This is a genomic window from Deinococcus misasensis DSM 22328 (genome assembly GCF_000745915.1).
In the GTDB taxonomy this organism is placed as follows: Bacteria; Deinococcota; Deinococci; order Deinococcales; family Deinococcaceae; genus Deinococcus_C; species Deinococcus_C misasensis.
The window spans coordinates 1-11,979 of the sequence record NZ_JQKG01000078.1 but is presented as its reverse complement, the minus strand read 5'-3'; the positions used below and the strand labels follow the sequence as shown (position 1 = coordinate 11,979).

General features: G+C 55.0%; 12 protein-coding genes. 7 read left to right on the top strand and 5 right to left on the bottom strand.

From position 1 onward, the window contains the following. Positions 1-301 precede the first annotated feature (301 nt). Complete coding sequence (locus tag Q371_RS22485) at positions 302-682, bottom strand: hypothetical protein (RefSeq protein WP_211253885.1); 381 nt, start codon at positions 680-682, stop codon at positions 302-304. Between the two features lie 286 nt (positions 683-968). On the opposite strand from Q371_RS22485, the gene Q371_RS22480 reads away from it, so the two are divergent. Next, positions 969-1,586, top strand: a complete 618-nt coding sequence (locus tag Q371_RS22480) for a C40 family peptidase (RefSeq protein ID WP_034344988.1) — start codon at positions 969-971, stop codon at positions 1,584-1,586. An 89-nt stretch (positions 1,587-1,675) separates the two neighbouring features. On the opposite strand, the gene Q371_RS22475 is transcribed toward Q371_RS22480, so the two are convergent. Next, on the bottom strand, positions 1,676-2,560 hold the full coding sequence (locus Q371_RS22475; RefSeq protein ID WP_034344985.1) for a LysR substrate-binding domain-containing protein: 885 nt from the start codon (positions 2,558-2,560) through the stop codon (positions 1,676-1,678). A 330-nt stretch (positions 2,561-2,890) separates the two neighbouring features. Here Q371_RS22475 and Q371_RS22470 point away from each other — a divergent pair, with 330 nt between their 5' ends. Beyond that, complete coding sequence (locus Q371_RS22470) at positions 2,891-4,072, top strand: MFS transporter (RefSeq protein ID WP_051965090.1); 1,182 nt, start codon at positions 2,891-2,893, stop codon at positions 4,070-4,072. Positions 4,073-4,163: 91 nt separating this feature from the next. On the opposite strand, the gene Q371_RS22465 is transcribed toward Q371_RS22470, so the two are convergent. Genes Q371_RS22465 through Q371_RS22455 form a run of 3 tightly spaced genes read right to left on the bottom strand, consistent with a single transcriptional unit; the run spans position 4,164 to position 6,763 of the window. Next, entirely contained in the window at positions 4,164-5,012 is an 849-nt protein-coding gene (locus tag Q371_RS22465; RefSeq protein ID WP_034344983.1) for an ABC transporter permease, read from the bottom strand. Between the two features lie 39 nt (positions 5,013-5,051). Beyond that, entirely contained in the window at positions 5,052-5,921 is an 870-nt protein-coding gene (locus Q371_RS22460) for a GNAT family N-acetyltransferase (RefSeq protein ID WP_034344981.1), read from the bottom strand. Beyond that, positions 5,918-6,763: an ABC transporter ATP-binding protein gene (locus Q371_RS22455; protein WP_034344978.1), complete on the bottom strand. Its 846-nt coding sequence runs from the start codon at positions 6,761-6,763 to the stop codon at positions 5,918-5,920. The genes Q371_RS22460 and Q371_RS22455 overlap by 4 nt, the downstream gene beginning before the upstream one ends. 414 nt (positions 6,764-7,177) lie before the next feature. Here Q371_RS22455 and Q371_RS22450 point away from each other — a divergent pair, with 414 nt between their 5' ends. From Q371_RS22450 to Q371_RS22430, 5 genes are all read left to right on the top strand, one after another. After that, positions 7,178-8,488, top strand: coding sequence for a cellulase family glycosylhydrolase (locus Q371_RS22450; protein ID WP_051965089.1), 1,311 nt, complete (start codon positions 7,178-7,180; stop codon positions 8,486-8,488). Between the two features lie 102 nt (positions 8,489-8,590). Beyond that, positions 8,591-9,103, top strand: a complete 513-nt coding sequence (locus Q371_RS22445) for a hypothetical protein (RefSeq protein ID WP_157442886.1) — start codon at positions 8,591-8,593, stop codon at positions 9,101-9,103. A gap of 7 nt (positions 9,104-9,110) precedes the next feature. Next, positions 9,111-9,971: a carbohydrate ABC transporter permease gene (locus Q371_RS22440; protein ID WP_034344992.1), complete on the top strand. Its 861-nt coding sequence runs from the start codon at positions 9,111-9,113 to the stop codon at positions 9,969-9,971. Beyond that, positions 9,968-10,738, top strand: a complete 771-nt coding sequence (locus Q371_RS22435) for a carbohydrate ABC transporter permease (RefSeq protein ID WP_034344972.1) — start codon at positions 9,968-9,970, stop codon at positions 10,736-10,738. The genes Q371_RS22440 and Q371_RS22435 overlap by 4 nt, the downstream gene beginning before the upstream one ends. Continuing rightward, on the top strand, positions 10,735-11,937 hold the full coding sequence (locus Q371_RS22430) for an ABC transporter substrate-binding protein (RefSeq protein ID WP_034344969.1): 1,203 nt from the start codon (positions 10,735-10,737) through the stop codon (positions 11,935-11,937). Before Q371_RS22435 ends, Q371_RS22430 begins: the two co-directional genes overlap by 4 nt. Positions 11,938-11,979: the final 42 nt, after the last annotated feature.

Below are 11,979 nucleotides of genomic sequence, written 5' to 3'. Positions count from 1 at the left end.
GAGCCGAGAGCCGAGAGCCGAGAGCCGAGAGCCGAGAGCCGAGAGCATCGTGTGACACACAGTAAAAATCGTCAAGGGAAACGTCTGTAGGGGCGCAGCGTGCTGCGCCTTTCATGGCTTGAGCCAAAGCTGTCTTTTGCCCTCTGACCTTGGCCCTCGGCATCTGTGCCTTCTGCTTGAGCCATAGCCTTCTTTAGCCTTTGGCTCTCGGCCCTCTGCCCTCGGCAAGGCGCAGCCCCACCCCAAAAAAATCAGGAGGGCCACCCAAATGCCCTCCTGCCAGCCAAAGCGGTTTCTTTTGTTATTTTCCAGCCAGAAAATCTTGCAGGGATTTGCGGTCCTTGCGGGCTTCACGGCGGACTTTGGGGTCCAGACCGATCATCAAAAAGAAGTTCTCGAGGGCGTTTTCTTTGCCCTTGATGTCAGGGTATTCCCCTTCTTTGGTGCCGGTGACGAAAGGAAGTTGACGGTAGTAATCCAGAGCGCGGTTGATCACGTCCTCGCTGGATCCGGTGGCGGCGCACTCGCTGAGGGCACCATAAATTTCACGACGGGACTCGGCGTGAACACGGAAAGCGTCTGGGTTGGGGGTTTCCGGAGCGCGCAGCACGTCCTGTTTGGCGATGCGGCGGTAGTGCTTGAGGCCTCTGCTGATCTCTTCAGTGCTCATCAGTGTTTTCACTGGTTGCCTACCTTTCCGTCATGGTGCAAAGAAAATCCCGCGTCACAAAGGCTGTGAGCAGGCTCGGGGGTTGGGATGGTCATGACACTCCCATTATAAAAAGGGAATTTTGAGGGTGTCAACGCAAATGTTTAATGAACATTTCGTGAGATAAGAGTGAGTTTTCGATGTTTCAGCGTGGACTCAGTTTCTCATGTTGAATTTAAGGCTGTCTTCTACAAGGGCAAATTTCGTTCTCATAAATGTATGAATGGAGAAATTTATCACAGATGTTAGAATTCAGTCGATGAGGAAAACACTGATCTCCCTCTTCCTGCTCTGTCTTGGCATGGCGCAGGCCGCCGGTGTTTACACCGTAAAATCTGGAGATACCCTCTCGAGCATCTCCAAAAAGACCAACGTTTCCATCGAAACTCTGGTGAAGCTGAACAATCTGTCCAGTTCCACCCTCTCAATCGGCCAGAAAATCAAACTTGGAAGTGCCTCCACAGGCAGCACCCAGAGCAAAACCCAGACCGCTCAAAAACCTGCTGGAAACAGCAAAGTCAAAGTGATTGCTGCCAGCTGGCGCGGTGCACCTTACGTGTATGGCGGCGTCTCCAGACGTGGCGTGGATTGCTCAGGTTTCACCATGCAGGTGATGCGTGAGATGGGCGTCAGCCTTCCCCACTCCAGCGCCGGACAGTTCCGTTACGGTACCCCTGTTGCCAAGTCCAGCCTCCGTGAAGGGGATCTGGTGTTCTTCAACACCACCGGGCGCGGCATTTCCCATGTGGGCGTGTATCTGGGCAGCGGTCAGTTCATCCACGCCAGCACCCCCAGAACCGGTGTGATCGTCAGCAACATCAACGAATCCTATTACCGCAACACCTACGTGGGTGCACGTCGGGTGCTCGGGAACTGAGCAACACCCTTCAAAAACACACACATTTCAACGGTCTCTTCTGATAGCCACGCTTCAGGAGAGACCGTTTGACTTGGTGTCACAGCACCCTATTGACCCAACTGTCCATGCAACACCTTCAAAAACTGCGAAAGGGTCTGGCTGCGGTTGTCCTTGCGGTAAGCAATCGCCATGCTGGACCACGTGGGCTCCATGTCAATTTCACGGGTGAAGGTCTCTGGAGGCGCAGTTTCCGCAACACCCTCTGGCACCAGAGAAACCCCCATGCCTGCAGCCACCAGAGTGACCACCGCTTGCAGGTTTCCAGCCTCCTGCACGATTCTGGGCACAAAACCCGCTTTTGAACACATCTCCATCAAAACCGTCTGAAAATCGGGTGATGCCTGCGGTTCGGTGGTGATGAAAGGGGCATCTTTCAGGTCCTGCAAGTTGACTTTTTGATGGGCTGCCAGAGGGTGACCAGGTGGCAGCAATGCCACGAAACGGTCTCTGGCCACCTCTTCGAGCACCAGTCCCTGACCTGCAAAAGGCAGGCGCACAAAGCCAGCATCAATCTGACCTTCCCTCAATGCCGGAATCTGGTCTGCGGTGCGCATGAACGCCAGGTTGACATTCACCTCGGGGTGGGCACTTTTGAAGGCCACCAACAGGGGCGTCAGGATCGAGGAGGCCACCGAAGCAATGAAGGCCAACTCCAGTCTGCTGGCCTCACTGCGGCCCACCCGGCGCGCTGCACTGATCGCCCGGTCTGCATGTTCCAGCGTGATGCGGGCCTCTTCCAGAAAGACTTTTCCAGCTTCGGTCAGTTCGACTTTCTGGGTGGTGCGTTTCAGCAGTTTCACCCCGAGTTCTTCCTCAAGGTGACGGATTTGCTGGCTTAAGGGCGGTTGGGTGATGAACAGTCGCTCTGCAGCACGTCCAAAGTGGCGCTCTTCGGCCACCGCCACAAAATAACGCAGGTGCCGGAGTTCCATGACCCAGCTTAATACGTTTCACGAATCAAAGTCCACTCGAAAATGTATTGGAATAAAAAAAGCTGCAGGACTACACTGGGGAACATCAGAAGTGACCCGGCAAGCCGGGTCACGCAGAACGCCAAAAGCCAAGGCAGAAAGCTCTTTACAGCTTTGGCTTTCGCCTCCAAGAACATCGCAAACAATCTCAGTCTGAACCCTACTACGCGCTCACGGGACGGCCCGTTTCGCGCTGGGTCGCTGCTTTCTGCCTTCCGCCTTCTGCATCCCAAAGTTCCTTTCCCTGAAACCCCACCTTTCAGGCGTCTTCCCTGTTGTCAGGAGTTCCCCATGACCGTGCTGACCCGCCCCACCTCCAACACCGAAAACCGTCTGGCTTCCCGGTTCATTCTGGGATTTCTGGGCACCGCCGTGTTCATGTGCGTGTACAGCACCCAGTCCATCCTGCCCGAGCTTTCCAGAGATTTTCATGCCAGTGCAGTGGCAGCCGGAGCCACCATCGGGGCCACCACCCTTGCCATGGCCTTGATGTCTCCCATCATGGGTCTGATTGCAGATGCAGTGGGGCGCAAACGGGTGCTGGTGGCCACGCTGGTTTTGCTGGCCATTCCGACCCTGATGGCCGGTTTCTCAGGCAGCTTGCAGGAACTGGTGCTCTGGCGTTTCCTGCAAGGCCTGATCATTCCCGGCATCACCGTGGTCAGCATGGCCTACGTCAGCGAAGAATTTCCCAGAGACCGCATCTCTTACATGCTGGCAGCCTACGTTTCAGGTTCGGTGCTGGGAGGCTTTCTGGGACGGTTGGTGTCCGGTGTGGTCACCGAGCATTTCGGCTGGCAATCGGCCTTTTTTGTGCTGGGGATTCTGAACCTGCTGGGAGCTGCACTGTGTTACTGGATGCTGCCTCAATCCAGAAATTTCGTCCCACAAAGAAAAGTCGGTGAGGCCCTCAAGTCCATTCAGGGCCACCTGAGCAACCCCAAATTGCTGACCGCCAACACCGTTGGGTTCTTCACCCTGTTTTCCCTGACGGGTCTGTTCACCTACGTGAATTACCATCTGTCTGCTGCCCCCTATCACCTTGGACCGGCCACCCTCGGGTTTCTGTTCTGCGTGTACCTGATCGGGATGGTGATCACCCCCCTCTCTGGAAAGTGGATTGCCAGACTGGGCAACAGCAAAGCCCTGACCCTCGCCATGGTGACCTCCAGCATCGGAATGCTCCTGACCCTGACCCCGAGCCTCTACACCATCCTGCTGGGTCTGGTGCTCGCATCCTCGGGGGTGTTCGTGGCACAGGCTGCTGCCACCAGTTACGTGGCTGCACACGCCAAGTATGCCAGATCGCTGGCTTCTGGACTTTACAACCTTTGTTATTACGGAGGCGGAGCCTTCAGCACCGTGCTGGTGGGATACATGTTCACCCATTTTGGCTGGAGTGGAGCCATTTTCACCCTGATGGGGGCTCAAGTGGTGGCTGCCAGTGTGGCGAACTGGGGGTGGAGACATTAGATCCCCTGCTTTTCACTGGCCTTCGAAGCTGTCCCCCTTCGTTAAGGGGGACAGCCCAAGCGTAGCGAGGGCAGGGGTCAGGCAGAGGGATTTACCCCACCCGCTTCAACTTCCCGGTCCGCTTGGCCCAGGTTTCAGCCTTGCTGAACACAAACAGCCCCAGAGGAATGGTCACCAGACCGAACAGCACAAGAATGCCCAGCTCTGGAAGGACCCCATTCAGGTTGATGCCCTGCTGGATGGCCGTTCCGGTGTGGTCAATGCCCAGGATCTTACGGCAAGCAGTCAGGGCGTAAGTGGCTGGACTGAGGGTAGAAATCCACTGGAGCCATTCAGGAAGCACACTGACCGGAGCGTAAACCCCCGAGATCAGCAGAAAGAGCGCCTGCACGATGTTAGTGGCCTGTGCGCCGTTTTCGGTGCTCATGACGGGAAAGACTGCGCAGATCAGCCCGAGGCCCATGAAGCCCATCGAGGCCACCAGCATCACCACCAGACATTGCAGGAGGCTCACAAAGCTGGCGTCCACACTGGTCAGCAAAATCAAAACCCCGAACACGATGATGCAGCGGATCAGGGCATAAAAACCTGCAAAGAGCGACACCCCCACAAGGTGGGTCAGGCGGTGCACCGGAGCCATGAAGGTGTATTCGATGGTGCCTTCCCAGCGTTCATAGGCGATGCTCTGGGCAATTTCTCCGAACAGGCGGGAAAGGAACGACCACATCACCGCGCCCAGAATGAGGGTGAGGGTCAGGCGTGGGTTGTTGGCAGCAATGCCGATCATCATGATGGTGGCTGCGTTCACCACATCGTAGACGGTGAAAACCAGCACCCATGAGGCGTAACGTCGGGTCAGGTTCCAATCCCGGAACACAAAGGCCCAGGCCGCACGGAGTTCTTTGAGGATGCCGGTGGCAGGTTTGAGGGTGTTGTGCATGGTGCCTCCAAAGTGAAGGGCGCGGCATGCCGCGCCCGATTACAGGGTCAGGGTTTTGGGTTCGTAGCGGTAACGGAGGTTGGCGTAAGCCACCTCGAAACCAATGCGTTTGTAGAATTCCAGAGCGTTTTCATTGCCAGTGTCCACACCCAGTTGGATGCGGTCCACGCCCCGGTCTTTCAGGAGGGCGCAGGCCTGACGCAAAGCGATGCGGCCATATCCCTGGCCTTGCGCTTCACGAACGGTTCCCAGCAGGTACACATGACCGCCATCTTCCTGCTTGCCAATCGAGAAGTAGGACACGGGTTTGCCATGGACAAAGAGCGCTTGCCAGTCTTCGGCACGAAAATCGGGTTCGCTGTACCAGCTTTCCACGGTTTTCAGGGTCATCGGAGAGAAACCATAATGGGTTCTGAAAGCGTCATTGTGAAGGGGCAGAAATTCCTGTGCGGTGATGGTGCGGAATTCCCATCCAGCAGGCAGCTCTGGTTTTTGCATGCTGGACAGTGCCGTTCCTTTCAGGAACATGCGGTAAAAAGTGCGGGAGTGCACGTACCCCTGGGCAATCAATTTTTCAATTTCACGCTCACGGGTGTGAGGCACACTGATTTCCAGAGGAATGTGCCGTGCCACAGAAAGTTGTTTTGCAAAAGCGATCAAGTCGTCCTCCATGTGCTCTGGGGCCTGAGGGTGACGGTAAGGGTACATGCAAATGATCTGCTGGGCATTTTCGCGGTGGTAGACTTCCAGCAAGCCAGAGTCTTCCTTGAGGTACACCTTCAATTCACCGGTTTTCAGGCTGTGTTCGATTTCTTGGGGTCTGGCTGCGGTGTAACCCGTCCAACCTTTCCTGCTCAGGTCCATCAATCTTGCGATGTCTGGAGCGTCTTGTGGGCCTGCTTCTTTCATTGCTCGTCCTCATCGGAATTCAGTTCGTCGCCGGTCAGTTCGATGAAGGCATCTTCGAGGGTTTTTCCCGGTCCCACCTGATCCACCAGTTGCTGTGCGGTGCCTTCTGCAACAAATTTGCCATTGTGGATGAAGGCGATCCGGTCACAGAGCCTTTCGGCTTCGGGCATGTCGTGGGTGGTGAGGATGATGGTGGCATCGTGCACATCCCTCAGTTCAAGCACAAATTCCTGCACATCCCGTCTGCTCTTGGGATCGAGTCCGGTGGTCGGTTCGTCCAGCAGAACCACGATGGGAGAGGCCAGAAACGCTCTGGCAATCGCCACTTTTTGCTGCATTCCCCTCGACATTTCTTCCAGAGGTTCGTAAAAGGCTTTTTCACGGAGCCCCAGCCGTTTGAGAATCTCCAAGCTTTTCTGTTCGGCTTCTTTCTGGGGGAGGCCATACAGGCCTGCACTGTAAAGGAGGTTTTCTCTGGGACTGAGTTTCTTGTAAAAGGCCGCGTCTACGGAAACACGATTCAGCATCTTGCGGATTTTGGCTTCGTCTTTTTTGATGTCCAGTCCGAAAATTTTGACTTCTCCGGCGTCCGGGATCAGCAGGGTGGAGATGGCCCGGATCAGGGTGCTTTTTCCACTGCCATTGGGTCCCAGAATGCCGTAAATCTCGCCCCGGTTCACTTGAAAACTGATGTCATCCACTGCCGGGAAACGTTCGATTTTGGGCTTGAACAAGCTTCCCCCGACCCGTTTGGAAAAGCCCATTTTGAGGTTGCGCACGAAGATGGCGGTCTGTGTGGTGTCGATCATGGCATGGGTGTCCTTGCGGTCCAGGGTCAGCATGTTCCCTCCTGCTGTGAATCAAAAACGCCCCCCGACGATGGCCGGGGGGCGGAATACACTGTGGTATTGTCGCAATCGTGTCCGGCGCGTTTTCTCCTGAGTCTCCCTTTACGAGGCATCAGGCGTGGTCCCTGAAAGGGCCACGAACGCGCACGCAAAGGTCTTATTGACCTCGGGCAGATTTGGGTTGGGTGAGTATTTGGACGTTATCCATGACATCCCTCCTGTAACGGCAGACTGCGAATCTTGAATTGAGGGTAAAGGATTGTTTCTCGATACACAATAGGGTCTAGGCCAAGTTGCTTACGTTTTAAGGCAATACGCGTAAGGAAGTTTTTACTACTCTGGGAGGGACTTGCTCCTCAAAAGGCATCCGAGCAGTTTCGCCTGAACCACCCGGCATACAATGACCTGATGCAACTCAAATTTTCATTCCTGACCCTGTTCTGTGCCCTGACTCTGGGTGGAGGTCAGGCCCAGAGTGCCCCACCCAATCCTTTTCAATTTGAGGATTTTCTGGGTGTGAATGCCCAGTTTCTGTGGTTTCAAAACTGTCCACAGAATCCTGTGCATTCTGCTGAGTCCAGAGTGGATGACCTGATGGAGCAGGTGCAGGCTCTGGGCCTGAAGCATTTCAGGATGGACTTGCACTGGGACATTCTGGAGCCCGAAAAAGGCAACGACGCTTTTCTGGAACAGTGTCTGGATCCCGTGATGCAAAAGGCCAGAGCACACGGTCTAAAACCCCTCCTGTTCCTGACGGGAAGCGCAGCCCATGCCAGCAGTGCAAAGGCAGGAGATCCCTACCCGGACCAGCATCCTCCCAGAGATCCACAGGATTTTGCCCTCTACCTGAAAAAGCTGGCCCAGCGGTACCCCGAGGTGACCCACTGGCAGGTCTGGAACGAACCGAATTTGCCTGCGTCATGGAGAAGCACAAGCCCAGCAAACACCGCCCAAAGCTATGCTGAACTGCTGCAAACCAGTTTGAAAACCCTGAAAAACGTGCCCACAGAAGTGCTGCCTGCTGGCATGGCTTACTGGAGTGAGCTTCCAGATGGTTCTTTCTTGCTCAAACGCTTGCTGGACAACCATGCTCTGGATGGAATACAGACGGTGGCTTACCATCCCTACTCTTTCACGCCAGAAGGCCTGACCGCTTACAGCCCTGACCCAGAGTTCTTTTTGAACCGAACGCGCACCGTCAATGAAACCCTGAAGAGAACAGGAAAAACCGTCTGGGCCACCGAGTTTGGCTGGTCCACCTACACAGGACCCATCGAAGAACAACCCCTCATCACTCCAGAGCAGCAAGCAGATTTTCTGCTCAAACGGGTGCTGCTTTCCACACAGATGGGCTTTGAACGCCTTTATCTGTTCACCCTGACCGATCTGGATGAAAGGGCCTCCAGAAGAGATCAATTTTACGGTCTGCTGGACCTGCAAGGACAACCCAAACCTGCCTTCACAGCCTTGAAAAACCTGCTGAGGGTGTTGCAAGGCCACCTCCAGAGCATGGATTTCCCACAGCAAAACACAGGCACGGTATACCATCAGGCATGGAAACTGCAGAATGGGCAGGTGGTTCTGACCCTCTGGGGCGATCCTCAAGAACTGAACCTCCAAGGGCAAAGACTGGATGTGCAAACGGGCCAGTGGAATTCCACGCTGGAAAAGGTGGGGGTGGGGAATCTCCTGAGGGTTTACCTCCTGCAAAACCCGTGAACGTCTTCTCAGCAGGCCATCAACTCATCCAGCCAAAAACCTGCATGATATTCTTGACCAAACGGTGACGTCCAAGCCGTAAGCATGAAAACGGAGTTGACCATGAAAAAAACCCTCACTGTACTGCTGGCCCTCAGTGGTCTGGCTGCCGCCAGTCCAAGCGCATATGTTGAAAAAGCCTTTGAATTCGGTTACGTCTACCCCTCCACTGCACAAATTGGCGTGGAATATCCAGTGTCTCTGGATTTCCCTGTGGATGTGGGATTTGAGAGTTCAGCACGCTACAACTTCACCACCCAGAAATTCGGCGGAGAGTTTGCCGTCAAAGCTTTGCTGTTCCCCTCCCTGAGTGTCGATCCTCCCATGGCCGTGGCCTTGCGCGCCGATGTGAATGCAGGCACAGACTTCTGGGGCATTCACGCTGGACCCCTGATTTCCTTTGATTTCACGGAGTTCACGGTCAATGCTGGGGTTTACCCCGGTTTTGGCACCGGAGGTTTTCAGTTGGGTTACCATGCAGGCTTCCGGTACTACTTCGACATGGAGAACATGAGCTCTGTGGACCTCTCGGTCAAGAACAACACGTTTGCCCTCAGTGCAAGATTCGGTTTCTGATTTCCACATGGTCCAAAAGCGTCGTCTGAAACTTCGTGCTGGCTGGTGGGGGGTGCTCCCGAGCGTGCTCACCATGCTCGTCTTTGTGGGCTATCCCTTGCTGCAGGTCATCCAGTTCAGCACCCTTGACTGGGGTGGCACCGACGCTGGAACACCTGTGGGCCTCAAGAATTACCTGAACCTGTTCACAGATGCAGATTTCGGCCAGAGTTTGCTCACCACCCTGATTTTTGCCCTGATCACCCTGCCCCTGTTCATGGGGTTGTCCATTCTGGTGGCCGTGGAAATCGAGGGCACCAAGTTTGAGCGGCTGGTCAAAGCCCTGATGTTCATGCCCGGTCTGGTCACAGTGGCGGCCAGTGCCATTTCGTGGTACGTGCTGTTTTCACCAGACTATGGGGTCATCAGCGAATTGACGCAAGGTGCTCTGGCCCTGCCTTGGGGCGACCAAGGGTGGGCTGCCCTGTTGCTGATTGCCCTTTTCACGGTGTGGCAAAACCTCGGATACGGAATTCTGGTGTTTTCTGCGGGCCTGAAAAGCATCCCCCATGAGGTCATTGAAGCCGCCAGAGTGGATGGTGCCAAAGAAAGCGAAATCAAGCGACAAATCATCATTCCCCTCTTGAAACCCAGTGTGGTGTTTCTCGGGGTGGTGGGTTCCCTGTATGCTTTGCAGTCTTACACCGCTGTTTTCCTGTTGACCCGAGGGGGGCCTTTTGGCAGCACACGCGTGATCGGTTACTACCTGTACGAAACGGCTTTTGAGCGTTACCGTTTGGGATATGCTGCTGCCATCAGTGTGCTGGTCCTGATCATCACTTTTGCTTTTGCTGCATGGCAGGCCAGACGCCTGAAAGGAACCACATGAGAATCGGACGGGTGATCAGCTGGATTGTGGTGGCCCTGACCATGATTCCGTTTTTCTGGCTGGTGTACAGTGCTTTCCTTTCAGCAGAGGGCTTCTACAGTGGGCAACCCCTGAAAATCAGCCTGAGCTTCGAGAACTTTCAGGCGCTTTCGCAGGTCAACCTCTGGAAACCCCTGTTTTTCAGTTTGCTGGCCAGCAGCACGGTGGTGGTCTTGCAAGTGCTCACCTCCCTGCCTGCCGCATATGCCCTGAGGGCAGGCACACCCTTATTGGGCCTTTACTTGTTCTTTTTTGCCATTCCAGCCGAGCTGATGCTGGTTCCGCTGTATGGATTGCTGCAAAAACTGCACCTTTTGAATTCTCCTCTGGCCCTGGTTTTCCCCTTCATGGCCAGCCCCTTCATGGTTTTCTTGCTGTATCAGGGTATGCTGAAAATCCCATGGGAATACGTTGAAGCGGCACGTCTGGACGGTGCCAGCGAAAGCCGGATCATGTTCCAGACCATGCTGCCCTTGCTCCTCCCCGAGCTTGCTGCAGCAGGTGTGCTGGCTTTTGCGGGCCACTGGAACCTTGTGCTTTATCCCAAAGTGGTGCTGGGGCAGGAATTCCAGACCATTCAGGTGGCCCTTTCCGAACTGATGCGGGCCACCAGCAACAACTGGGGGGTGCTGGGTGCAGCCGCACTGGTCACCTCACTGCCCATCATCCTGCTGTACAGCCTGTTTGAACGCTATGTGGTGAAAACCTTCCAAGGAGGTCTCAAGTGAAGAAAGCCGTTTTTCTGGTTCTGTGCATGCTGGGCAGCAGTGCTCTGGCTGCACCCCTCAAAATCAAGTTCTGGCACTCCATGGAAGCCAGCAAAAAACAAGTGGAAGATCTGGCGGCAGAATTCAACAAATCCCAGAATGAATTCCAGATCATCCCCGAGGTGGCTGGAGATTACCGCACCGCCGAAACCAAACTGATTGCCGCGATGCGTTCGGACAATGCCCCTGTGATCTTTCAGGCGGAGATCAGCTTCTTCTCAAAACTGGCTGCAGATGGCTCTCTGGCCGACCTCAGCAGCTTTGAAAAAACCCTCGACGACAAGTTCATCAAGGACTTTTACAGCAGCGTCTGGAATTACGGTGATGTGAACGGCAAACGGGTGGGTCTGCCCTGGAACGTCTCCACTCCAGTGCTGTATTACAATGCCACCGCTCTGGAATCCAGAAACCTCAAACCCCCAAAAACCTGGGATGAGCTGGAAGAGGTCTCCAAAAAGCTCACCAACCGGGCCTCCCGGGGCTTCATGGTCATGGCCGAAAGCTGGCAGTTTGAGCAGATGGTCCTCTCCAGAGGGGGCAACGTGGTCACCAGCGATGGCAAGCCCAACTTCACCAGCCCTGAAGTGGTTGACGCTCTGGAACAGCTTTCCAGAATGGTCAAAAACAAAACCGCCACCCCCAGAAACCTCGGGGAAACACAGGTGGCGATTCTGGATTTTGTGCGCACCAAGAACTTCATGGTGGTGGCCTCCAGTGCCAACTATCCAGACATCCTGCCTTACAGCGTGGCCTTCAAACTGGGTGTGGCACCCATGCCATGCGACAAAAAATGCGCTGTCCCTCTGGGAGGAGGACAGCTGGTGGTCCTGAAAGGGGCTTCACGCAAAGAACAAGAAGGGGCTTTTGAGTTCTGGAAATACCTGATGGAACCCCAAGTGCTGAAAAAATGGATTGAATTCAGCTACTACCTGACCCCACGCAAAAGTGTGCTGCCCTTGCTCAAGGACTTCTACGGCGAAAACCCTTACCGCAAAACCGCCTACAACCAGCTGGATGAATCTGTGACCCGTCCCAAAGTGCCGGCTTACAGCCTCTGGCGCACTTACCTTGAAGAGGCCATCGAAAAAGCCACCAAAGGGAATGTGACACCCAGAGCAGCTCTGGAAGAGGCCCAGCGCAAAGCTTTGAGCAGCAAGTAAGAGAAGCCGAGAGCCGAGAGCCGAGAGCCGAGAGCCGAGAGC